At 48.9% G+C, this 22,555-nt stretch carries 25 protein-coding genes and 1 pseudogene; 20 read left to right on the top strand and 6 right to left on the bottom strand.

Annotated features, from left to right (window positions below):
• Positions 1-88: 88 nt before the first annotated feature.
• The 3 genes from MRJ96_13690 to MRJ96_13680 form a co-directional block, all read right to left on the bottom strand.
• Positions 89-520, bottom strand: a complete 432-nt coding sequence (locus MRJ96_13690) for a hypothetical protein (protein MDR4502497.1) — start codon at positions 518-520, stop codon at positions 89-91.
• 107 nt (positions 521-627) lie between these two features.
• Complete coding sequence (locus tag MRJ96_13685) at positions 628-831, bottom strand: hypothetical protein (GenBank protein MDR4502496.1); 204 nt, start codon at positions 829-831, stop codon at positions 628-630.
• Between the two features lie 50 nt (positions 832-881).
• Complete coding sequence (locus MRJ96_13680) at positions 882-1,061, bottom strand: hypothetical protein (GenBank protein ID MDR4502495.1); 180 nt, start codon at positions 1,059-1,061, stop codon at positions 882-884.
• Between the two features lie 272 nt (positions 1,062-1,333).
• Here MRJ96_13680 and MRJ96_13675 point away from each other — a divergent pair, with 272 nt between their 5' ends.
• The 6 genes from MRJ96_13675 (at position 1,334) to tenA (ending at position 7,906) form a co-directional block, all read left to right on the top strand.
• Entirely contained in the window at positions 1,334-1,642 is a 309-nt protein-coding gene (locus MRJ96_13675; GenBank protein ID MDR4502494.1) for a zinc ribbon domain-containing protein, read from the top strand.
• Positions 1,643-1,875: 233 nt separating this feature from the next.
• Positions 1,876-2,715 carry a substrate-binding domain-containing protein gene (locus MRJ96_13670; protein MDR4502493.1) on the top strand — a complete coding sequence of 280 codons (840 nt, stop codon included), beginning with the start codon at positions 1,876-1,878 and terminating at the stop codon, positions 2,713-2,715.
• Between the two features lie 109 nt (positions 2,716-2,824).
• Positions 2,825-4,246: an acetyl-CoA carboxylase biotin carboxylase subunit gene (locus MRJ96_13665; GenBank protein MDR4502492.1), complete on the top strand. Its 1,422-nt coding sequence runs from the start codon at positions 2,825-2,827 to the stop codon at positions 4,244-4,246.
• 82 nt (positions 4,247-4,328) lie between these two features.
• Positions 4,329-6,263, top strand: coding sequence for a sodium-extruding oxaloacetate decarboxylase subunit alpha (gene oadA / locus MRJ96_13660; protein MDR4502491.1), 1,935 nt, complete (start codon positions 4,329-4,331; stop codon positions 6,261-6,263).
• Positions 6,264-6,267: 4 nt separating this feature from the next.
• A complete protein-coding gene (locus tag MRJ96_13655) occupies positions 6,268-7,230 on the top strand; it encodes an alpha/beta fold hydrolase (protein ID MDR4502490.1) in 963 nt (320 codons plus the stop codon).
• Between the two features lie 7 nt (positions 7,231-7,237).
• Positions 7,238-7,906, top strand: coding sequence for a thiaminase II (gene tenA, locus MRJ96_13650; protein MDR4502489.1), 669 nt, complete (start codon positions 7,238-7,240; stop codon positions 7,904-7,906).
• Between the two features lie 31 nt (positions 7,907-7,937).
• On the opposite strand, the gene MRJ96_13645 is transcribed toward tenA, so the two are convergent.
• The 3 genes from MRJ96_13645 to MRJ96_13635 form a co-directional block, all read right to left on the bottom strand.
• On the bottom strand, positions 7,938-8,636 hold the full coding sequence (locus tag MRJ96_13645; protein ID MDR4502488.1) for a TIGR04211 family SH3 domain-containing protein: 699 nt from the start codon (positions 8,634-8,636) through the stop codon (positions 7,938-7,940).
• A 270-nt stretch (positions 8,637-8,906) separates the two neighbouring features.
• Complete coding sequence (locus tag MRJ96_13640) at positions 8,907-9,119, bottom strand: hypothetical protein (protein ID MDR4502487.1); 213 nt, start codon at positions 9,117-9,119, stop codon at positions 8,907-8,909.
• Positions 9,116-9,397 (bottom strand): hypothetical protein, encoded by a 282-nt coding sequence (locus tag MRJ96_13635; protein ID MDR4502486.1) that lies wholly within the window; start codon positions 9,395-9,397, stop codon positions 9,116-9,118. The genes MRJ96_13640 and MRJ96_13635 overlap by 4 nt, the downstream gene beginning before the upstream one ends.
• Positions 9,398-9,762: 365 nt before the next feature.
• Between MRJ96_13635 and MRJ96_13630 the strand changes: the two genes are divergently transcribed.
• The 14 genes and pseudogenes from MRJ96_13630 (at position 9,763) to MRJ96_13565 (ending at position 22,539) form a co-directional block, all read left to right on the top strand.
• The gene (locus MRJ96_13630) at positions 9,763-10,248 is read left to right on the top strand and encodes a hypothetical protein (GenBank protein ID MDR4502485.1); all 486 of its coding nucleotides are present in this window, start codon (positions 9,763-9,765) and stop codon (positions 10,246-10,248) included.
• 68 nt (positions 10,249-10,316) lie between these two features.
• Entirely contained in the window at positions 10,317-10,973 is a 657-nt protein-coding gene (locus MRJ96_13625; GenBank protein ID MDR4502484.1) for a hypothetical protein, read from the top strand.
• Positions 10,974-11,553: 580 nt separating this feature from the next.
• On the top strand, positions 11,554-11,922 hold the full coding sequence (locus tag MRJ96_13620; protein MDR4502483.1) for a hypothetical protein: 369 nt from the start codon (positions 11,554-11,556) through the stop codon (positions 11,920-11,922).
• A gap of 149 nt (positions 11,923-12,071) precedes the next feature.
• The gene (locus MRJ96_13615) at positions 12,072-12,602 is read left to right on the top strand and encodes a hypothetical protein (GenBank protein ID MDR4502482.1); all 531 of its coding nucleotides are present in this window, start codon (positions 12,072-12,074) and stop codon (positions 12,600-12,602) included.
• 417 nt (positions 12,603-13,019) lie between these two features.
• Positions 13,020-14,273, top strand: a complete 1,254-nt coding sequence (locus MRJ96_13610) for an RHS repeat-associated core domain-containing protein (GenBank protein ID MDR4502481.1) — start codon at positions 13,020-13,022, stop codon at positions 14,271-14,273.
• A gap of 19 nt (positions 14,274-14,292) precedes the next feature.
• A complete protein-coding gene (locus tag MRJ96_13605; GenBank protein MDR4502480.1) occupies positions 14,293-14,889 on the top strand; it encodes a hypothetical protein in 597 nt (198 codons plus the stop codon).
• A gap of 956 nt (positions 14,890-15,845) precedes the next feature.
• Positions 15,846-16,463: a hypothetical protein gene (locus MRJ96_13600; GenBank protein MDR4502479.1), complete on the top strand. Its 618-nt coding sequence runs from the start codon at positions 15,846-15,848 to the stop codon at positions 16,461-16,463.
• 191 nt (positions 16,464-16,654) lie between these two features.
• Entirely contained in the window at positions 16,655-17,026 is a 372-nt protein-coding gene (locus tag MRJ96_13595) for a hypothetical protein (protein ID MDR4502478.1), read from the top strand.
• A gap of 219 nt (positions 17,027-17,245) precedes the next feature.
• Positions 17,246-18,001 (top strand): hypothetical protein, encoded by a 756-nt coding sequence (locus tag MRJ96_13590; GenBank protein ID MDR4502477.1) that lies wholly within the window; start codon positions 17,246-17,248, stop codon positions 17,999-18,001.
• Positions 18,002-18,286: 285 nt separating this feature from the next.
• Positions 18,287-18,448, top strand: a complete 162-nt coding sequence (locus MRJ96_13585) for a hypothetical protein (protein ID MDR4502476.1) — start codon at positions 18,287-18,289, stop codon at positions 18,446-18,448.
• 44 nt (positions 18,449-18,492) lie between these two features.
• Entirely contained in the window at positions 18,493-20,808 is a 2,316-nt protein-coding gene (locus MRJ96_13580) for a cohesin domain-containing protein (protein ID MDR4502475.1), read from the top strand.
• On the top strand, positions 20,786-21,322 hold the full coding sequence (locus MRJ96_13575; GenBank protein ID MDR4502474.1) for a type II secretion system GspH family protein: 537 nt from the start codon (positions 20,786-20,788) through the stop codon (positions 21,320-21,322). The genes MRJ96_13580 and MRJ96_13575 overlap by 23 nt, the downstream gene beginning before the upstream one ends.
• 14 nt (positions 21,323-21,336) lie before the next feature.
• Positions 21,337-21,429: pseudogene (locus tag MRJ96_13570) on the top strand (prepilin-type N-terminal cleavage/methylation domain-containing protein).
• A gap of 297 nt (positions 21,430-21,726) precedes the next feature.
• The gene (locus MRJ96_13565) at positions 21,727-22,539 is read left to right on the top strand and encodes a LysM peptidoglycan-binding domain-containing protein (protein ID MDR4502473.1); all 813 of its coding nucleotides are present in this window, start codon (positions 21,727-21,729) and stop codon (positions 22,537-22,539) included.
• Positions 22,540-22,555: the final 16 nt, after the last annotated feature.

The following is a 22,555-nucleotide window of genomic DNA, read 5'->3' as shown; positions in this document are numbered from 1 at the left end:
GGCTGTCAACGAAACACCGTCGTGGCCATCGTGGATTTGACAAGTGAACTGTAGCGATCATCCTCAACTAGAGATGTCATCGATGTCATTAAAGAAGGGGCTGGAGTCTTTGCAAGAGTGATGTGCTGGTTGGAGTAATCTCATGTAGTTGGTCATCGGACACGATATGTGCATCGTGCGGTTCAAGTTCAATACGATAATGCTGATCGTGTCGTGAAAACCATTCAATGTAAGGATGCGGCGACAACAAAGGATGAGGATCAAAAGAAATCAGACTGACTTTCCCGATCTGCGGCGTCTCGAGATCGGCCAACGAATCGATCGCGCGCCCATCGTCCAAGAACTTGGAATTCTGAAAGCGAATCACTTGCCCGCTGATTTCTCCACTAAACTGCCCAGCAAGACAAAAGTCTACGAGTCCAAGACCCGCAAAGGTCATTTGGCCCACAACTACCCCTTGAGTGCGATTGTCTAAATACCCGTCTTTGACCCAGCGAAAATTTCCGAATTTTTGAGCCATGGTTTGATGATCAGGAAAATTGAAGATATCGAACCTGGTATAAGCACACGGGAGAAAGACGTTGAGGCAGAATTCGTCCGAACAAACGTTGTGGAAAACCGCCAACCTCAGGGTTTACAGATTGGACAATGGACAAGCCGAGTCAAACCGGTATTTTCTAGTCCGATAAGAGCCGACTCCCGATCTGAATATTCAAACCAACCCCCTTCCCAAAAGTCCGCGCGTCCGGTCTTTGATGGTATCTCTAAACATCGCTCACGATGGAGCATGGCTTGGTCAAGAGAGTTTTTGACATGAATCCAATAGTTCATCGCATGATCCCGTTCACGAACACGAAACAATCTTGAGACGGCAATGTTCGTTAGTCATCTATCAACTGCCATTCATCTTTTTCGACGATCACTTTTTCTCCAGCCTTTAATCTTTTGACGTCATCACGATGCAGAAGACCAAAATATCGTTCGATGCGATCATCATCATCAATACGTTCTTCTTGCATCAGCCCGCTGGCCAATTTGTACTTACGGATGAGCACAGGCATAGTAAGCCTCCTTCAGGTACAGCAAAATTAATTGATATCCAAACTTGATAACTTAATAACGATTCTTTCAAAATGTCAAGAAGTTTTGCGTCCAGAGTGTTGTCCCTGTTAGAGATGATACCGCATGGCATCGTTTGCCCAACATTTTGTATAATGATGCCGAGGATTCATGAACCACATGAACCAATCGATGAGCACAATCTTCGACTTCAAGGGTTCCCACAACCGGAAAACAAGCTCGTCTTTTTCATAGACGAATAAGGAGGGTCACAATGCCTTTATACGAATATGTCTGCGATACATGCGAAAATCAATACGAAATCATGCAATCACTCAACGCCAAGGCAGAAGATACGGCTTGTCCAAAGTGTAACGGGACGAACAGCCGGCGGATCATGTCTGCGTTTGCCTCAAAAGTCGTGGGCACTCATAAAACCGGCTTCCAGGAAATGAAGGCCTACGACATGCTGGGTGAACGTATGAATAAATTTAACAAGCTTCCTCCGATCATGGGACAACGTGCCGCGCCAACGGCGGACAATGCCATGCCATCGGGCTCAGGTCCCAGTGATTCGGTGTAACATCTTCAGTGTCATCACGCCCTCCGGCAGTTATCGACTCATAGGCCCCCAAACACCATGGCCAGCCGACGATAAACATCACGAAATGTGTCTCGTGGGCATAACACATTTGGCTTGACTTTCGCCTGGGAGAACAGGAATGATTCCGCGGGTTTAGCAACATTAGAGGGAACGGATGTCCAGAGATCATGGAAAACCGTATAGTCAAGTTTTTCGCATGCATGAATGATTCGATGAAACAGATACTCTCCATCCTTATCATCTTGTTGTTTTTTTCTCTACTTGGGAGCCACCCCCTTCTGGCAGAAGATGGTCCTCCTGATCATTCGGAATTAGCCGGGACTCTCCTGATCTCGGGGAATGGCCCTGAACAACATCTCATTGCCAGCCTCGGCGAAGCGTTTGAAGAGATCCATCCGTTAGCCTCAGTTGACGTGTTCTGGCATGAAAACGCCAAACCGATTCGCATGCTCGAATTGAAAGAAACCCATATCGGCGTGACTGGCCAGGTATCTCCCCACCTTCGATCGACGGTCGTCGCCCGTGATGGCATTGCCATTGTCACGAATTTTTCTAACCCTGTCTCAGAAATGAGCGTTCAGCAGCTGGCCGACGTTTTTTCGGGGCATACCCGATTCTGGTCTCAGGTGTATGAAGAAGCGCCTGAGATGAAAATCACCCTCATCAATCGATCAGATAATCAGAATATTCGACAAGGATTTCTCGAGGTCCTGGGAATCAAACGGATTGCACGCTCAGCCAAGGTGATTGCGCAGGAACGTCATGCCATCAATGCGGTGACGGGGGATTTAGCGGCCATCGCATTCGTATCGATCACGCCAGCCTTGCGCGCCAAAGAGGATGGAGTGGCCATCAACCTGGTTTTTGTGGATAAAGTTGAACCTGAGTATCAAACCGTGTTGGATAAAACGTATCCGGTCCAACGTCCGATCGTGTTTCATACGGACACGAACCCAATGCCATTGACTCTCGCGTTTGAACAATTCACCTTGTCTCCTGAAGGACAACGTATCATTAAGATGAACAAGTACTACCCACTAGCGACTGAATGACGGATACCTTTAACATACGTTGTCACGGCAACATGGTTTTCCATCGGCAAAATCCAGATGTTTTCCTCACATCACACAAACATGATGTTTCTTCAAACGGACAATCGCGATGATGTTTAGAAAGATCTTAATCGCCAATCGAGGCGAAATTGCTATGCGCGTAATTCGCGCCTGCCGTGAACTGGGCATCGCCACTGCGGCCATTTACGCTGAAAGTGACGCGACCGGCATTTATGTCAAGAAAGCGAACGAGGCCTACTTAGTCGGCCCCGGACCGGTCCAGGGCTACTTGGATGCCCAACAGATTGTCGGACTCGCCAAACGTATTCGTGCCGATGCTATCCATCCCGGCTACGGATTCCTGGCTGAAAACGCCGAATTTGCCAACTTGTGCCAGGAAGCCGGCATCACCTTCATTGGCCCTTCCGCACATTCCATTGAATTATTAGGGGATAAAGTCAAAGCGCGTGAATTGGCGATGAAGGTGGGCGTTCCCGTCGTACCCGGAACCGAAGGCAGTATTTCGTCCTTTGAAGAAGGCCTGACCTTTGCCCAGCGTACAGGCTATCCCATCATGGTCAAGGCCAGTGCTGGCGGAGGAGGACGTGGCCTCCGGGTCGTGCGTTCCGACGATGAACTCCAAGAAGCGATGGAAGCCGGATCGCGTGAAGCGCTTGCGGCTTTTGGCAATGGCGAATTGTTCCTTGAAAAATACGTCGAACGTCCACATCACATCGAGTTCCAGTTGCTGGCCGACAAGAACGGATACGTCATTCATCTGGGAGAACGCGACTGTTCGATTCAGCGCCGACATCAAAAACTGATTGAGATCGCTCCTTCGTTGATCCTAACTCCACGCCTACGCGCGGAGATGGGCGAAGCGGCTATCTCACTGGCCCGCGCGGCTCAATTTTATAATGCTGGGACGATTGAATTTCTCTTGGATCCGGACGGCCGGTACTATTTCCTCGAAATGAACCCTCGCATTCAGGTCGAGCATACGGTCACCGAACAAATTACAGCCGTTGACATCGTGCAATCGCAAATTTGGATCGCGGCAGGCCGTCCGCTGGTTTTTGGTCAGCACGAAGTCAACCTTCAAGGATACGCCATTCAATGTCGGATCAATGCCGAAGACCCGCAAAATGGATTTCGCCCCTCATCTGGAAAAGTGACGGCCTACCTTTCACCTGGTGGAGTCGGAGTTCGGATTGATGGCCAGGTCTATAAAGATTACACAGTCCCGCCCTACTATGATGCGTTGCTCGCAAAACTCACCGTGCATGGCAGAACATGGGACGAAGCGGTCCGGCGGACCCACCGTTCACTCGAAGAATTTGTTCTTCGTGGAGTCAAAACGACCATTCCGTTCTTGACCAAAATCATGGAAGAACCTGATTTTCGCGCAGGTCGCTTTGATACCTCCTATCTTGAAAGACATGCCGATCTGTATACCTATGAAGAAATGGTTGAACCCGAAGACCTGGTTGTAGCATTATCTGCTGCAATCGCCGCCTACGAGGGCCTCTAGACAACTCGGTTTACGCATCGATGGGCCAGGCCTATGACGATTAACACATCACACCGCATGGAGTGATGGTGAAAGGTGCAAGATGGCTTCTAAACGTCACTCAGAGAAAACAACAAAGGCGAAGAGTCGGTCCTCAAACAAAAAGGCGCAGTCTGGGACGGAGTTTGAAATTGAGGCTTCTCCCAAGCGACGGCTGCACATAACGGATGTCGCCCTGCGCGACGGCCATCAATCACTGTTGGCCACGCGCATGCGGACAGAAGACCTTCTTCCGATCGCTCAGCAATTAGACACCGTGGGATTTTGGTCTCTTGAAGTCTGGGGAGGGGCCACCTTTGATTCCTGCCTCCGTTACCTGAAAGAGGATCCTTGGGAACGTCTTCGTGCCTTCAAAGAAGCCGCCCCCAATACACGGCTGCAAATGCTACTCCGTGGACAGAATTTAGTGGGATATCGACATTACGCCGATGATGTGCTTGAAAAATTCATCGAACTTTCCGCGAAAAACGGCATCGATGTTTTTCGTATTTTCGACGCCTTGAACGATCTTCGCAATATGAAATATGCCATGGAAGTCGCCAAGAGCTGTGGCAAACATGTCGAAGCCACCATTTGCTATACCGTCAGCCCGGTTCACAGTTTGAACCATTTCGTCGAACAGGCTCAACAACTCGAGGATCTCGGGACGGATACTATTTGCATCAAAGACATGGCGGGGCTTCTCCCTCCGTTTGAAGCGTACGAACTCTTAACTCGCCTCAAATCCACGGTTCGAGTGCCCATTCATCTGCATACCCACTACACGTCCGGCATGGCTTCCATGTCCGCGCTGATGGCGGTTCTGGGTGGCTTGGACATTCTGGATACGGCTATGTCTCCACTCGCGGGTGGAACCTCGCACCCTCCGACAGAATCGTTTATCGCGGCACTACGGAATACTCCCTATGATACGGGGCTGGATCTTCAGCAACTCGCCCCCGCAGCGGAAGGTTTACGGAACGCGCGTAAGCGTTACCGGCAATTTGAAAGTGACTTTACCGGCGTGGACACCGATATTCTGGTCTCTCAGGTACCTGGAGGCATGCTGTCGAATTTAGCCGCCCAATTAGCCGAACAAAACGCCTTGGATAAAATGAAAGAAGTGCTCGCAGAAATCCCGCGAGTCCGGAAAGACATGGGGTACCCTCCCCTAGTCACGCCATCAAGCCAAATCGTCGGTACGCAGGCCACGTTGAACGTGCTCACTGGAGAACGATACAAAGTGATCACGAATGAAACGAAGAATTATTTTCGCGGCCTGTATGGCAAACCGCCAGGGTCACTGAACTCGGACATTCGGAAACAATCCCTTGAAGGTGAACAGCCGGTCAAAGGCCGCCCTGCCGACAGCCTCGATCCCGAGCTTCTCGATGCGCAGGAGGAGTTAAAGGAGAAGGAAACTTCCGATGAAGATATTATTTCGTACGCGATGTTGCCATCGGTCGCGCTCCAATTCTTTGATGAACGCGAGCGTGGGGAACTGAAGCCTGAACTACTCGAACCTCGAGGGGAAGGGGGACCATTCGTCGCCACAGATCTGCATCTGGCTCCGGTGGAGTTTAAGGTCACGGTCCATGGAGAGTCCTATCATATTCGGGTGTCGGGAGCCGGACGAACCGTTGACGGCATTAAACCCTACTACATCAAGGTTGATGACAAACTGGAAGAAGTATACCTGGAACCGCTACAGGAAGTGCTTGCGGGAGGGCCGGAGACGGCTGTCGCGCACGAAACGAAATCTGCAGGGCGCCCCAAGCCCAGCCAACCTGGCGACGTCACGACCCCCATGCCGGGCAGAGTCGTCAAAGTCTTCGTCAGTGAAGGCGATACGGTCGAATCGGGTGATCCCCTGCTCGTCGTGGAAGCCATGAAAATGGAAAACCGCATACAGGCCCCGATTGCCGGAAGTGTTTCGGCCATTCATGTTCAAGAAGGCGATGAGGTAAACCCGGACGAAACGCTGATTCAACTCGAGTAACGCTTTGTCGATCACGCTCCATCGTGTGCTGTCCGCCTTTGTCGCATGCGTGTTCATCGGATGCTTGGGATGCGCGAAATCCACTATGCCCCCGCCCCTCATCGAATCGATCCAACGCCTTCCCCTGAAATCGGTTCACGTCGATGGCAACCGGATTGTATATGTTGAGACGGGCTCCGGAGCACCACTCATTTTACTGCACGGTTTTGGAGGATCCATTTGGAATTGGGAACATCAACAACTGGCATTGGCCCAACACTATCGCATTCTGACGCTTGATCTTTTAGGGTCCGGGCAATCCGCGAAACCTGACATTCCCTATACCACATCTCACCTGGTGACCTTTCTCCTGCATTTCATGGATGCGGTCGACATTGACCATGCAACCTTAATCGGAAATTCCATGGGTGCCGGCCTGGCGATGGCCGTCGCGCTTTCCGCGCCTGATCGCGTCAAAGCCTTGACCCTCATCGCTGGATTTCCTCAAGCCCTGGAAGGGGCAATCCACTCCCCGCTCTACAACAGGTTTTTGCACCACCGTCCGCCCCTCTGGCTTGCCCAATTCGCGAACAAGCTCTCAGGAAGATGGGCGACCAGGAGGGTGCTTGAGGAAATTCTCTACGACCACTCGTTACTTACCGCTGTCGTGATTGAACGGTCCTTCGTTAATCGTCACCAACGTGATATCCTCCCGCCTCTCTACTCCCTCACCGATCATCTCGATGAATGGGAAGAACGATATGGCCCTCGACTCGGAGAGATCCAACATCCCGTGCTTATCCTCTGGGGAGAAGAAGACAACGTCTTCTCCCCGACTATGGCAGAAGACCTCGCACGCATACTACCAAACGCCCGGTCACATCGAATTCCCCAGGCCGGACACCTGTTACAGTGGGAAAAACCGGACGAGGTCAATGCCCAGATCATTTCGTTCCTCAAGACGCTTAATCCACACTCGTCCACGTGAACGCGACATGTCATTTTCAGCTCAACTCAAAAAACAGGCCACGGCGGTATGGAAGGCGCAACTCACGCATCCGTTCGTGCTTGCACTTGGCAATGGAACGCTCTCGGCTCGAAAATTTCAATACTATATCTTGCAAGATGCTCGGTATCTTGAAGAACTGGCCAGAACCTTCGCGGCGGGAGCCATGCGCGCCACCGACGCAGAGACCGCACGTCACTTTTCCAAACTGATAGAGGAGACCATTCTCGTCGAACGCGGACTCCATGAAAGCTATGGCAAACGTTGGAAACTCTCGGCGAAACACATGCGAACGACTCCCCTGTCTCCGACCAATTATGCCTACTGCCGGCACATGCGAAGCGTGGCGCAAGAAGGAACTGTGGGAGAAATTACCGCGGTTGCCCTTCCCTGCGCATGGATTTATTGTGAAGTCGGCAAGCATCTTCTGAAGAAAGGCGCGCCGCCATCTTCTCATCCCTACCGGGAGTGGCTCCACATGTACGGATCGCCGGAATTTGCAGAAGTCGCGGCTTGGATGCGTGCACTCGTCGATCGACAGGCCAAGTCAGCCGGCTCGGCCGAAAAAGCCAGGATGCAGGAAGCGTTCGTGATCAGTTCACGCTACGAATGGATGTTTTGGGACATGGCCTGGCGGGAAGAGACATGGCCGGTTTAACAAGCCAGAACAAGACGCTGATATCATACTGTTAACTATACCGGGAATAGCCGCCACCAGGCCGTTGGGGACGAGCCTTGAGCATGATCCCGAGAATGAGGCCAATCAGAACAAGTCCTCCACCATACAACAACCAATCACGCTCGACATTGGCTTCCAGGTTTCTCACGGTCGTGGATAGCTGCCCAACCTCCTCGACCAACCGTTCATTCTGCTTGCTCAACTCAACATTTCTCGCATGCTCATTCATCGCATCACCGGATATGCGTTTTAAATCTTCGAGTTCTTTGGACAGCGTTTGCGCCTGAGAACTGAGCGTCCGATTGTTCGTCTCCGCATCTTTGTATTCGGTCTGGATGCTCACTCGTGTCTTGCGTTCCTCATCCAGTTTGCTTTGCAACTGCTGAATGCGCCGGTTGGCCGCGGTCAGTTTATGCCGGGCGATGGGTTCAACGACGAGGTACTGACTTGGCAACCACCCCTCCGTTCCACCGTCAGTCCGTATTTGCGTAAACCCCTCCTCTTCATCGACCGCAAGAATCGTGAGTTGGGTTCCACTGGGAAGCCCACGGTGAAGAATACGATGAGCTGTCGACGGTCCACTTCGCAATGGCACCTTCAACTCATCGGAAATGTAATTGACATCTCCGACCGCCGCAAACAAGTGGGAGAACAATGTCAGAACGAGAAAAACCGAGAGAAAGCCGACGCAAGACTTCCAACATTTCAAAGCGACCAACCTCCTTGTTGGATGGATATTAGACAAGAAAGGATTTCTTCGCGGAACAGGACAAGCACCGTGCTCCCAAGATTCGGGAAAAGACACGATTCGCATAGGGAGAATAAGTAACAAAGGAGCTGCAGCGTGTCAATGTTGCATTCAGAAAACTTGACACTTCCGAAAATGCAACATGTCGTCATGGCTTCGACGAGAAGCACAATCTCTTCTTGTCATTTTATTCAGTCATGTTTTCATCTCTTTTTCTATCCCTCACCCTGACTAAGCATCACTAAAGTCATTCAACAGTCCTGAACATTCTGTTTTCATATAGACGACTAGAAACTGAGTCCGGCGACACCACTCCAAGGCGCGGCCCATGATGTGATAACATCCACCGATGACATGGAGTCGCCCATATTGCGGCATCGAGCAGACCGTCGGACAATCGCGTCCGGTATTCATTAAATTAGCCGTGTCCTCACTTTGTATCATTTCCGCCTCGGCCATTGGTTGTAACCCACTTCAGGATCATTCGAACGGTTTTCACGAATGAATTCGATTTCCTTCTGACTGATCTCCGCACGCGTTGCGGTTTCTGACTCCCAAAGAATTTCCTTGCGAATCGTAAAATCTCTACGTTGTTCGCGCGTGAAGTCTCTCTCAATAAGTTTGCTGCCTGCGCTGCCAAAATAATGAATGCTGTCGGTGCGATCCTGGCCAATATAAATTTTTCCGTTTGGATAGGTGATCTTATAAATAACCTTCATCATGGCTCAAAAAATCCTCATTAACCTTTTTTCATGTGGAGTACATCTTCATCACGGCAACCAACATTGTAACGAATCCGCACACGTAATATCCCAAGCCATCTCGGTTGAATACGAATACGAGGTCAATCTTTTGTTGGTGTTCTCTTCCTCGACTATTCCAGCCGTCATGGTCCCTTCCCTGTTCTAGCCCATTGGAGACACAGAGACCACCTATTTGGAGCTGGACAGAACCGTTGATTTGTCATTAGTCTGAATTCACGCACTTCTGAAAAGCACAAATTGAAGGTAGCCAATTACGTCATCAAGCACGCGACTTACCCGCTCTTGAACAGACATCGACTAGATGGGGACCATCTCTATTCTAAATGCAAGCGAGAAAGACCAAACAGTCGATTAAGAATACATTAACAAAAGACTTGCCCCTGTTACATGCAGGCCCTGGAAATACTACAAACTGTGGAATGGGCCTATGCACCGATGGAACAATACCAATTGAGAGCGGTGATGGTGCCCTAAAAAAAGATCTACTAGGATTGGCGGAGTTGGGTCAGGAACCACAATTTGAAATAATTGGCGGTGCTGTGATTAGGGGAAATCATATCTACAATGGCATCCCTGTTGTAGATAACTTTATTCAGGCAACTTCCAAAGTCCATGATTGGTTTATCGGGTCAGCATTAGGTAGGTACACCGCTCAAGGAACCTATATCCCATTCGGGACAGCGGGTGGTGAGGCTGCCTTCAATGTTTTTGGAAACTTTGGCACGATGCTTCCTGCCGCTGCATATACGGCCGGGGCGATGGCAAGTGGTAATGCTGCAGCGGTTGATGCAGCGAGGATGATCAAATAATATAGCCAGGAGCAATAGGGTAATAAGTTAGTTCTTGCGGTTTTATTTTTATTGTAGGAAGAAAAGTTGTGAAGATTGGACGGCCATCCTATGCTTTAGGCACGGTACTTGGTGGATGGCTTGTGTCGATGATTTTGTTGAGTTCCTCCTCCTGTATGATTGTAAGTTATCAACCAGTTAACAAAAATCGAAATAGTATCATTCCTCAAGAGAAAACCTTAGAGTCATTATATTTTGTTATAAAACGTTCATATGAAAAAGAAAGAAATGCCGTCATCGGAGTCGGCAAAGTTAATATGGAAAAAATTTTACCTCCAACTGATGAAGATTATCATACGCTGAGGAACGCCTTGGATCATTCTTCCCCTGCGAAGTCACTAATTGAAGCAAGCGAATTACAACAATCTCAAATCTTCATTAACATTGTCTTGTCTTATGATTATGAGTCCTCTTACAGTCATAAAGGATGGTGTGAGGTGACTTTTATGACATTAGCAATTATCCCCTGTTATGGGGACCTGTCAGTCCATCATGTAGAATATGGTCTCTACATAGATGGGGTCCTTCAGCGAAAGTATCATTATCGCTATGCAGGAAAAGGAGCCTACTGGATAGGATTGCTCCCTTTCTCATGGATTAACCTTTTCACTGACGGTCGGGAAGATGCTCTAGCTGATACGGTATCCCGATTTTTCAACGAAGCAAAACAGGACAGATTGTTTTGATTATATTTTTTTGAGGCTCTCCTAACATAACTCCCATTATCTAGGGCAGCCCTTTTTTTTAAGTGAGGGACATTCTAATTTTTAAATAGGGGTCTAGTCTTTTGTTGTTATATTTTCCCTTGACAGTTGAAGCTCGACCGCTTTAATGGAATGAGGGAAACTGTGATACGGTAACAAGTTCATGTGGCTCAAAGGCGAAGGTCTGCTTGTTCTCGGAACGGTGCCCTTGTTCAAGCTTGAGGAGGACAATACCTACGAAACGATCAATCAAGAATATACCAACAAAAGATTTGACCCTCTTCCTAGCCGGTGGAACGGCATATGCATTTGGACAAGCTGACCTCTACCTAGGCGACAGTGTATCTGGCATTGCGCTCATGGTGTCATAGGAGGCACGTCAGCTGAATTGCAGGGTGGGAGTTTTCAGAATGGATTTATTACAGCAGCAAGCGCAAAAAGCATGAAAGTTCTTTGGAGTACAGCACGTGCCTGGACACAAAAGAGTGCCTACGATTCAGGTAATCGAACTACGTGCAGGTTTGGACTCTGCATTGCTGGGACAAGACCCCTGGCAGCACCGATGACTTCTGCGACCGGACTTGCGGAAATAGGTATGGATCCAGAATTTGTTCCGGGCAATCCTACCGTACGAGCTGATCATTGGTGGAATGGGATTCCTGTTGTGGATGATTTTATTGAAGCAACTGGGCAAGTACACGACTGGGTGAATGGAAAACTTGCAGGAACATATAATCAAGGAAAATTTATGCCATATGGAAGTGGGCTAGGTAATGACGCATTCAATTTGCTCTATAATTTTCCAACCATGATACCCAGCGCGGCGGTTACTGCTGGAGCAGCACTCAGTGGAAATACAGTTACTGTGGATATCAGTAAGCGATTTTTAAAAAGCAGGTCAACAGTACTAACAATGATGAAATTGCTATGAAGTGGATTGTTAGGCTATTCAACAGACATACGGTCATTCACACAATTTCCCGATTTCCATGGCTTCAAATGAAGCTATCTCTGTTGAGGTACGTATTGATATCGTCGTTTTGTTTGAGCTCTTGTATGATAACGACTTACCATCCGGTCGTGGATGATGTTACGGATGAATATCCTTTAAAAACAACTCAGCAGCCTCTACTTGTGCATATCAAACGTTCACTTGATAAGGAGCACGTAACTCAACCTTCAAGTGAGCTTGATGTTTCCCCATCTGCTTGGGAATATGATGTACTTCAAAGAAATCTAGAGAAACTTCCTTTGTATACTCCAATCATTGACAATGGTTTACTGGGTTCTCCTGAGCGTCTTGTTAAAATTACACTTCGCTACGATTATGCAGGCTCCTACGGTCATCAAGGGTGGTGTGAAGTTTCTTGGATGACAGGTGGAATAATACCCTGTTACGGAACTTTAAGCGTCCATGACGTAGAATATACCGTCTATATAAAAGGTACTTTTAAAAAACGGTATACTTATCAGTATAAACAGATAGGGGCATACTGGATTCTGCTATTACCATTTGTGTGGTTGAATGCATTTACGGATAGCCGTGAAGATGCTTTAGCCACTACTTTTCATCAGTTTCTTGCTCAATCACATGCAGATGGGGTGTTGTAGTGCGGATTCTGTTGGAACTTGATTAGAGGTCATCCATTCGCAGGTTCTGTCTAGTGAAATCCTAAAATACGAATACCGATCAAGCCTTTTGTTAGGAATAGAATACAATGGGGGTCACAATGAGGGTCATTGCTTGACTTCATACTTTTAAGAACTTTGGGAACGAATGAAGCAGGCAACGATTAGACTGACACTCCCACATAGTCTACCTGCCTGTTCGCACAGGGGACTGGTTGCCCATCGGCCTGAAGACCTTCTCAGTGGAATGCAATGGCTTCCTGAATGAACACAGGAATACGGGAAATACAGGTCAAATCTTTTGTTAGATTTTTTCTACTCAGACAGATGGTCCAATGATGTGATTCGCTCTTATGATTCGCCCCTTGGGCCTTCACCCACGGTTTCGGTGGAGGCCTCTTGAGTCTGCGTTTTGAGCTCCCACAACTGGAGCCTAGGCAAGCGAATCCGCTGGTGCGTTTGGTTTCCCATAGCGGACCGGCTTCTACCAGCATCACCCCCGCTGCCACTAGTGTTCTCTCGGGAGCAACCGTAACGTTTTCCTGGAGCTACACGGCTGGAGGTACGAGCGGAGCCGATGTCGCCTACAAGTACACGGGGAAAGAGCTGGATGATTCCACCGGACTCTACTTCTACGAAGCCCGATATTATGATCCTGACCTGGGCCGATTCATTTCAGCCGATACCATTGTCCCCAGTGTCACCGACCCCCAAGCTCTTAATCGGTATAGCTATGCGAGAAATAATCCGATTCTTTTTACCAATCCATCAGGGCACTTCTTTAAGAAACAGTTTAAAAGTATTAAGAAGGCCTTCAAAAAATTTGAAAAGGCAGGATGGAAATATCGACATTATTGGAATCCTAGTACGATTGCGATTGACTACGCCTTAACGAATCCTACGATCGGACCCTATGCACGGATGGTAGGGGCGGCAGCTGCTTCATATTTTGGCCCTGTAGCGGCGACGGGTTTTGCCGCGTACACCACTCGATTAGATGGTGGATCGTTCGGAGATGTAATCAAAGCAGGAGCCATAGCCGGTGGAACGGCATATGCATTTGGACAAGCTGACCTCTACCTAGGCGACAGTGTATCTGGCATTGCTGCTCATGGTGTCATAGGAGGCACGTCAGCTGAATTGCAGGGTGGAAGTTTTGTTAAAGGGTTTGCCATTTCTGCTGGGACAAAAAGCCTATCTGTTGCAGCCATTAAAATGCGAGAAACTATGCTTGCACAATCTGAAGTAAATCCCAACAATAGCAGTGGAACAAGTGCGAGGTTTAGGGGAGATGGCCGAAAACTAGCAGGAGGACGTTGCATTGTTGCAGTGGATTGTGCGGCACAGCGTCCTTCGCCACTTGGAGGTGTCCAAGGGGGTAAAGGATCTATATTTGGAATACCCTATGGACCTGGTTCATTTGCAGATCTGTTCGCTGAAGCCTATGCCGGGCCCCATGATTTTCTAAATAGTCCTTATTGGTATACTGCTTTCGGAAATGCAAAAGATTTCCTCGCTCAAGGAAGTCTATATGGTAAGTTTCTCGATGGGTTTGGTGAAGTTTACAGCGCAGCTAACGTTCTTGTCGCAACACCTTTTGTCGCGGCATCAGTTATTCCGAGTTCTGCTTATATCCCACTATTGGGGCGATAATAGTTAAATCTTAAGGATAATGAAGCTTTCAGACACTACTCTGATTAGGAATAATTTAATTTTAGGGATTGTGTATGTGTCTATTCTGCTGAGCTGTGCAGGTTCTCCAAAGACTACATTAAAAGAGAAATTACTTCAGATTGAATCACCAATTGACACATGTCCAACTATCACAGGCACGTATAAGTTTATTGGTACTCCTTTGTCGGGCATGCCCAGCGATTGGCGAGGAATGAACATGGCGTTGGCATTGGATCTTTTGTTGTGGCCAAATAAATTGCCTGAAAATCGAAAAACCATTAAAACGGTCGAAGTAATTCAAGGAGAAAAAATTCAAGCCGTTTTTAAGGGAGATTCCATCGAGCAGACACTAATTGTTCCTGAAAACCCACTAGATAAGATTGGATGCACAAAGGGAAAGATTGTTCAGGTTCGAATGCGAGATGCATATGGGGAAGCAGTATCTGGGAAAAGTATAATTAAGAACATTTATTATAAAAATACTGACGGGTCTCTTAACATCATTGTTGAGGTTGTTGATCATCTTCGATCACTTCCGTTTTTTTACAAAAATAAAGAGACATATGGAGCAAGATTTTCCCCAATCTTACAGTGAAAATATGGTGAGGCTTGAATTCAAGTTGTAAGTGTAATTATTTTTCCACGAGTGGGACGAAGTGATTGTGGAAGAGCTGATTGGGGGTGCAATACCCCCGTGTTTTCCTCGGCCGATTATTAAGATGGTCCACCGCCTCTTTAGCCTGTTGCCACGACATCGTTCTGAATACGAATACGAAATACGGGTCAAATCTTTTGTTAGTGTATTTTCCCTCGACAGTTCCAGCTACCATTGTCCTTTCCCGCCCTGGACCACTTGGAGGCACAGAGAGCACGGATATAGATCAAGTCTTTTGTTGATATATTTTCCCCTACCCGTGGAAGCTCAGCCGCTTTGATGGAATGAGAGGCCCTGATACGTTAACAAGTTCATGTGGCTCAAAGGCGAAGGTCTGCTTGTTCTCGGAACGGTGCCCTTGTTCAAGCTTGAGGAGGACAATACCTACGAAACGATCAATCAATAATATATCAACAAAAGACTTGACCCTCTTCCCGGCATGACTCCCGACGAATGGCTTCTTCTTCATCAGAGTAGGTGCGTCAATCAAGGATTTCGAGCAGCCTCTCATACTCTTCTGCGCTCAGTCAGAAGGACAGCCGCATCGGTCCCGTTTTTGGTAATGACGATCCGTTCGTAGGTGTCACTGACCTCTTGCACAATTGCCGAAAGTGTATGCTTTGCCTCAGCTAACGAGATCGTTCGTCGTATAGTTGATACTCCGCATCTACTATAGAGATAGATAGCCCCTAATTACGGGCTATTTCGTTAACAAGTCAAAAAATAGACCGGTTCGTGGATATGTTCGGCGAATCGTGGCATGATACGGCCGTAACATGAACCCCATTTAAATTAATAGGTACTGTCCGATCATCGTTTTCATTTTCATTGCTACCAGCGGCAGGTCAGCTGGTTTATTCAACATCAATCATACTGAAGAAAAGGAGCGTACAGGTATGTCTCGTGAAAATCTGTGCCGTCGTTTTCGTTCTATCGCGTTCGCCGCGCTGTTGTTCAGTGTTCATGGCCTATTCCTATCCGTTCCTTGTGTTATGGCAACATCTCCTGCTGCAGATTCTGAACTCAAGCTCTTGCTCCCCGGTGAACACATCGTCCTGGGCACGGTCGAACATGTGAAATCAGGCGTGATTCAAGTCAACATTGGCCAACTTGAACCAGTCTTTCTCTCATTGGAGGCAGCGGCTGAGAAGGGCATCACGTCAATCCAGCGAGGAGACAAACTGAAACTCGTCATTAGCGACCAAGATCAATTCATCGACTTTCATAAGGCGGGCTATCAGGGATGGGATTGGATCGTCAAAGGTCACCTCTTACAGCCGCTGATCGGCGATTTGAAGTGGGCCCTGATTAAAACAGAAAAGGGTACGGATGAACCCTACACCGTGGACGAGGAGGCGAGACATACGGTCATGAACATTCCGGTAGGAGTCCCAGCGATGTTTCTTCTGAACGGACAAAACATCATCATTGATGCCACGTTTGGCGATGAAGGAGAACTCATCGATACGCTACGGGCATGGGCCAAAGAACGTGAACGGACGCTGGATTACTGATGAGCAGCCTCTGCTAAAAAATGTTTTGAGACCGTTTGTTGAGTGTACGTCAAGGCCCTTGTCTGATGTGTGTGTAATTTCGCACATGTTGCCAAAAGTGCACAAATCCATTACCCTTCGACCTGAAAGGTTCTTGGTAATTAGTAATTATCGGAACGTATTTACAGTTTCAAATCGTAGGGAGGTGTGTCATGAAGGTTTTTCGAGTTTTCGTGGGTATCGCAGGATTAAGTCTTTTATTCAGCACTGGAGTCTTCGCCGAGATCGAGGGGGGTGAGCCGGGAACGTCGATGAATCCCGACGATAATATTCCCAGTTCCATTCAACGCAGCACTCCTTCCGGATCTGATGAGGGTACTGGCATGGGTGAAAGCGGCCCCGGAGAACGAAGCGGCGCCCTAACGGATTTAGGGAAAGAAGTCCCCGTTAATGAAGACATTAACGCCCTTGAAAAAAATGTTGAGAAGACTCACGGTGGTGCAGCAGCGATGGCAGCAGAAGAACTCGAACAGAAACGTCTAGAAAATTCGCGGAAAGGGATCGCTGCAGGAAGCGCAAAATAACCACCACGAACGCCAAGACTTTTCGACACATTCAAAGGATGTAATGGTATGATTGCCGGAGAAGTCGAAAAGGATATTGAAGACCTCTAGGCACTCAAACTCTCTTGTCCAGTGCCTAAACCTTAGGCACTGGACTTTCCTCTTCCTCCCCTTCCAGATTAAGAATCCCTGACTCAACAGAAAGGCAGTGGCTTTGGTGTTTGCACAACTCACCTTCAGATGGGAAAATATGCTGTCGATAAAGCGGGTATCGATTTACGAGAAAAGGCCATGCTCAACCACCATTCATCGAGGCCCCGAAAGTATCGGTGGTTTCTCTCCGCAGGCATACGTCACATTCTTTCTTTTTTTTCCAGCCGCCCCAACCATATCTATATAAGTCCTGAGGGCGGGTTCACCTATCTGATGACCATGTTCTTTGTCGTAATGATGGGCATCTCGCTCATGGTGATCGGTCAGGAATGGTCTGTGACGATAAAACGGGATCGCGAGGCTGAACTGGTCTTTAGGGGAACCCGTATCAAAGAGGCGATTGAACGCTATGCCGCGGACTACGAGGTCCAAAAGGCCACACGCCCCAATCGGTATCCTCAGAAACTCATAGATTTGACGAAGAAGCCTCATCGCTATCTCCAGACAGTCTATAAAGATCCCATCACCGGAGAAGACTTTGACGTGATCAAAATCGGGGCTGAAATTCATGGTGTACGCAGCACAAGCCAGGAAAAACCCTACGATCGCGTCAACTTCAAGGATGCGAAGACATATCATGCGGTTCGCTTTGAAGCCTCGGGGCAAACCGGTAATTGCGCTCAAGGGGTCAGCGCGAGCAATATCGCCCAGAAACATAGCGTCCTCAACTCGGCTGGATGCGGATCGTCTTCAGTGCAAACCGAAATCAATCCTCAAACAGGAAAACCTTTTGAAAATCTTTCCCCTGCGCCTGAAAGTCCTGAGCCAGGACTCCCTGAATAATCTCTGCGAAGGCAGCCGACTTCGCCGACGAAGGCAAGACCGACAAAACGCCCAGAAAACTCCGACGACGCCGTTATACATAATCAATTTAATTCTATGGGGTAGCTTTCCGATAGAAGGATCAAGTAGCTATCTAGCCTGATTATTCGAAGTGTGCTAGGTTATTTTATCGGATTTTGAGCTTTCTAACGGTATACGAGCCGACGGCCTACCTGAGCTACTAATCTTCTGAGCACTTAGATGAGAACCATACCTTGGATCAGCCACGCATTCGATGATCCGTGTATGTCGATCGGCAGCGGCTCTCTTCAGTATCAGTGGGGTGTTCGTGTGAGTGATGATCGTGCCTGCTGGAACCTGGCTGGGGTCGTTGGAGTAAACGAAAAGATCTCTAATTGGTTAGCGGATCAGTGGTCACCAAATCTTGATACATGGTTCCTGACATAATAATAATGATGTTGTTTCGCCCTCAATTCATCGCATGTTCACTCATGCTATTCCTCACGAGTTGTTCGGTCCCTCAAGTCGATCTTGCAGAACAGATGGTGGCGGACGGGAATTGGGATGGGGCTGTAGCCGCCTATCGCGAGGCGGTTCGGCACGATCCATTCAACCAAGAACTTCAGGACAAACTGGAAGAGGTGAAAGGTCGCGCGGCCGAAATGCATTACAGGGAAGGGAGAACATGGCTTCAAGAACACCAGCTTCCCGAAGCCCTTCAGGCTTTTCAAATGGCCTTGGGGCTATCTCCCGAAACACCTGAATATCAGGCAGCCTTGACCGATGTCTTACGGCTCAAGGAAGCGCGGCAAGCCCTGCAGGACGGGAAAAAACTTCAGAGCCTCGGACAACTCGATCAAGCCATGGTCCATTATGAACGGGCCATTCAACTCGACCCGAGTCTGACTCAAGCCCTTGAGGGCATCACGGCCATTTCTCAACGACAGAACGAACACAAGACCGTGAGTGGATCAGCCGAACCCGTCACACTTCGGTTTCAAAATACTCGCTTAAAACAGGTCTTTGAAATCCTGGCAAGAACCGCCAATATCGACATCTTATTCGACAAGGATGTCCGGGATGATCTTGTCACCATCTTCACACGCGATACGCCGTTTGATGAGGCTTTAACCCTCATTTTGAACACCAATGAGCTGTTCGCGAAACGAGTCAGCAACGATACCTTGCTCATCATCCCCGACACGAAACAAAAGCGAGAACAATATCAGGACCTCAAAATTCGAACCTTTTACCTGTCCAACGCGAAAGCCAAAGACATGGCGAACCTGCTCAGGACCATTCTCGAAACGAAACGAGTCTACGTCAATGAACCGCTGAATACCGTGGTGATTCGTGATGAACCAGCCAAGCTCGTGCTTGCCGAGAATATCATTCAAGCGAATGACCGGGGTGATGCCGAAGTCTTATTTGACGTGGAAGTCCTTGAAGTCAACCGAACCAAGACGAAACGGATCGGACTGAACTTCGCGAAACAAGCTGGCGCGGGAATTTTTCCGCCAGGAACCAATGCCTTCAGCAGCATCCTGCAAACCTTCACGTATCGGCAATTGACGAATCTTGGGCCAGACTCCTATCTCTTTACATTCCCTGGCAGCATCCTGCTCGACTTCTTCAAGCAAGAGTCTGATGCCAAGACGCTGGCGGCGCCGAAGATCCGGGTTCTGAATAACGAAAAGGCCTCGATCAATATCGGAGACAAACAACCCATCCTGCTTTCGACGACCAATGTCTTACCTGGCCAGGGTACCACCGGAGCCACGCCAACGACCTCCACCGTGACCTCCATCGAATTCAAAGATACCGGGATTAAACTGACGGTTGAACCGACCATTCATCTCAATAACCAAATTTCTCTACGCATGCAAGTCGAAGTGACACGACTGGGTGATCGCGTCGTCCTGCAGTCCAACCCGGAAATCTCACAATTCCGTTTTGGAACACGAACCGCTGACACCGCTCTGAGCTTGCGCGATGGCGAAACAGTGGTCCTGGCAGGCCTGCTGCAAGAAGAAGATCGAAAGACACGGGAAGCGGTACCCGGGATCGATGACGTACCCGTCTTGGGCAATCTGTTAAGTAACTCCGAAACAAACAAGATTACGACAGAAGTCATTCTCGTCATCACCGCTCACATCGTGAATAGTCTCGCGCCTTCGGATATCGCCAAACAGACACTCTGGTCTGGCACAGCCAAAAACTTCGACACGAAACCCCTATTTTCCGAGCCCAATGTAGCTCTCCCAGTCCTCCTTAGTGAGAACGAACAAGCTCTTAGTCAAGACCAAACCCCATCGCCACACGCTCCAGCTTCAGGACCTACTCAACAAGCTTCACAAGCTGGAATGCCTCAGACGTCTGCCCCTCCAGCTCAAACGCCACCGACTCGGCTGACCTTCATTCCCCCTGCTGTATCCACAAAAGTGGGTAAAACGGTACGCATTGACCTCACAGGACACAATGTACCGGCGACTGAGCAGACTCATATGACGATCACGTATGACCCTGGGATCCTGGAATTTCAGGAAGCGGTCGAAGGAACGTTTTGGAAGGAACACGACATTACCCCTACACTCACCGTTTCCGATGTCCCGAATAAAGGCCAAGTCGTGATTCAATTGAGTGGAAGCGGCCAATCGGTGGCCGGCAGCGGGCAACTGGCAACCTTGGCCTTTAAGGCGAAAGCTCAGGGGAACGCCTCGTTGCACATTCAACATTCATCATTCATCGACTCGACAGGGAAACAGGTTCCCGTCATTTCGCAACATGGGAGGATTTGGGTTCAATAGATTACGATCCAGGCGCGGGGTCACACTCCTCGAACTCTTGATCACACTCGTCATTATTTTCATCTTGGCGTCTGTGGCGTTGCCGATCACCAAAGTCAGCACCAAACGTTCCCAAGAGTTGGAGCTTCGGCAAACATTGCGCACCGTTCGAACGGCGATCGATACGTTTCGGCGCGACTGGGCGAGAGATGGCGACACGCTGGTTGGTCCGCTCTGCGTCAAGAATCAACTGACCTGTAAGGAAAGCACTGGATACAACGGATACCCGAAATCCTTAGAACAATTACTCAGGGTTGAACTGACGGGTGCCGAAGCCCAGGTGGACGAGACCCATGCGATCCGACGGTATCTTCGCCGAATTCCCATCGATCCCATGACCGGAAAGGATGAATGGGGCCTTCGGTGTCATCAGGATGAGGCCGATGAGGATCGGTGGTGCGGAGAAGACGTGTTCGATATTTACACGACCAGCAGCCATGTCGCATTGGACAAAACGAAATATCGTGACTGGTGACTATGCCAAACTGGATGAGGAGCAAAAGTGGCTTTACACTTTTGGAATTATTGATCGTGGTGGCGATCGCGGCCATTCTCGTGACATTAGCCGTTCCCTCCTTCCAGCAGTCTTCTCTCAAAGCCAAAGAAGCGGCGCTCAAACAGAACTTGTTTACGGTTCGAGCGATCATTGACCAATTTTATGCGGATCGTGGGAAATACCCGGCAAGTCTTGAAGAATTGGTCACGGAACACTACATTCGAAGTATTCCGGTTGACCCCTTCACCAAGTCATCAGACACGTGGGAAGAGGTCTTAGAAGAAAAAGATGAAGAGGATGACTCGCCCGCCGGGATTTTTGATATTCACAGTGGCAGTGATCTCACTGCCTTGGATGGCACGCCTTACAAGGAATGGTAACTTATGATGAAACACTTAACATATGGCCCATCAACGATACTGATGCTGTATATGTTGTTGACCGTCGGATGCGCACAGCACCAGGCCACGGCCGGTGAGCCGGTAGCTCATAACCCCGCGCCCCCCGCGCCCAATGTTCACGAAGCCTTGATACACGAGGCTCGAGAAGAGGCGGAGTTACTCCGCGCCGAACTAGCGGCAGTAAAAATTGCAACGGCCAAACAACAGGCGGAGTTGCGTGCCGCGCGCCGACAACTTGAATCCTTCAAAACACGCGAAGAAACCCTGGGGGCAGACGTCGAAAAAAATCGGGAAAGCCTCTTAATCGTCGAGGGTGAACGCGACCGGCTGCGTCGGGAGGTTACAGAACTTCGAGCTCAATCGGCCTCCTTCCCCAACATTCAGGAACTGACAGGCGAACTCGGCACCATTCAGCAATCTGTACAACAAATGGTGACAGACATGAAAACCCTGATGGCCGATGTCATCCACATCAAGCAAGATATGAAACGCCATCAACAGAACCCGCAACGTCGAACCGCCAGCCTTACAGCCTTTTCCATGACGGAACCATCAACCTCACACTCAGAGATCGGGACATGGACTGTGGAGATCGGGGATACGTTATGGGGTATTTCTCAAAAGTATCAAACGACTGTTGAAACACTCATTACCATGAATCATCTCACGTCAGATGTCATCGTCGAAGGGCAAACGTTGAAAGTTCCCGTCATCGTCTCCGGCCAAGGATCCGAACAAGACGACATGGACGAAGAAAGCCACGACTTATTGGCAGAAGACACCGAGTCGCCATAACGACCCGGAAGCATTC

The sequence above is a fragment of the Nitrospirales bacterium genome (genome assembly GCA_031315865.1).
GTDB lineage: Bacteria > Nitrospirota > Nitrospiria > Nitrospirales > UBA8639 > JAGQKC01.
Note: the sequence above shows the minus strand (reverse complement) of the source record. Positions and strands in the feature narration are given on the sequence as shown.

What these genes read in the sequence shown, in the direction of transcription:
- MRJ96_13690 (MDR4502497.1), bottom strand. Translation starts at nt 520, where the DNA reads ATGGCTCAAAAATTCGGAAATTTTCGCTGGGTCAAAGACGGGTATTTA.
- MRJ96_13685 (MDR4502496.1), bottom strand. Translation starts at nt 831, where the DNA reads ATGAACTATTGGATTCATGTCAAAAACTCTCTTGACCAAGCCATGCTC.
- MRJ96_13680 (MDR4502495.1), bottom strand. Translation starts at nt 1,061, where the DNA reads ATGCCTGTGCTCATCCGTAAGTACAAATTGGCCAGCGGGCTGATGCAA.
- MRJ96_13675 (MDR4502494.1), top strand. Translation starts at nt 1,334, where the DNA reads ATGCCTTTATACGAATATGTCTGCGATACATGCGAAAATCAATACGAA.
- MRJ96_13670 (MDR4502493.1), top strand. Translation starts at nt 1,876, where the DNA reads ATGAAACAGATACTCTCCATCCTTATCATCTTGTTGTTTTTTTCTCTA.
- MRJ96_13665 (MDR4502492.1), top strand. Translation starts at nt 2,825, where the DNA reads ATGATGTTTAGAAAGATCTTAATCGCCAATCGAGGCGAAATTGCTATG.
- oadA (MDR4502491.1), top strand. Translation starts at nt 4,329, where the DNA reads ATGGCTTCTAAACGTCACTCAGAGAAAACAACAAAGGCGAAGAGTCGG.
- tenA (MDR4502489.1), top strand. Translation starts at nt 7,238, where the DNA reads ATGTCATTTTCAGCTCAACTCAAAAAACAGGCCACGGCGGTATGGAAG.
- MRJ96_13640 (MDR4502487.1), bottom strand. Translation starts at nt 9,119, where the DNA reads ATGATACAAAGTGAGGACACGGCTAATTTAATGAATACCGGACGCGAT.
- MRJ96_13635 (MDR4502486.1), bottom strand. Translation starts at nt 9,397, where the DNA reads ATGATGAAGGTTATTTATAAGATCACCTATCCAAACGGAAAAATTTAT.
- MRJ96_13630 (MDR4502485.1), top strand. Translation starts at nt 9,763, where the DNA reads ATGCAAGCGAGAAAGACCAAACAGTCGATTAAGAATACATTAACAAAA.
- MRJ96_13620 (MDR4502483.1), top strand. Translation starts at nt 11,554, where the DNA reads ATGACTTCTGCGACCGGACTTGCGGAAATAGGTATGGATCCAGAATTT.
- MRJ96_13605 (MDR4502480.1), top strand. Translation starts at nt 14,293, where the DNA reads ATGAAGCTTTCAGACACTACTCTGATTAGGAATAATTTAATTTTAGGG.
- MRJ96_13600 (MDR4502479.1), top strand. Translation starts at nt 15,846, where the DNA reads ATGTCTCGTGAAAATCTGTGCCGTCGTTTTCGTTCTATCGCGTTCGCC.
- MRJ96_13595 (MDR4502478.1), top strand. Translation starts at nt 16,655, where the DNA reads ATGAAGGTTTTTCGAGTTTTCGTGGGTATCGCAGGATTAAGTCTTTTA.
- MRJ96_13590 (MDR4502477.1), top strand. Translation starts at nt 17,246, where the DNA reads ATGGGAAAATATGCTGTCGATAAAGCGGGTATCGATTTACGAGAAAAG.
- MRJ96_13585 (MDR4502476.1), top strand. Translation starts at nt 18,287, where the DNA reads ATGTCGATCGGCAGCGGCTCTCTTCAGTATCAGTGGGGTGTTCGTGTG.
- MRJ96_13580 (MDR4502475.1), top strand. Translation starts at nt 18,493, where the DNA reads ATGCTATTCCTCACGAGTTGTTCGGTCCCTCAAGTCGATCTTGCAGAA.
- MRJ96_13575 (MDR4502474.1), top strand. Translation starts at nt 20,786, where the DNA reads ATGGGAGGATTTGGGTTCAATAGATTACGATCCAGGCGCGGGGTCACA.
- MRJ96_13565 (MDR4502473.1), top strand. Translation starts at nt 21,727, where the DNA reads ATGATGAAACACTTAACATATGGCCCATCAACGATACTGATGCTGTAT.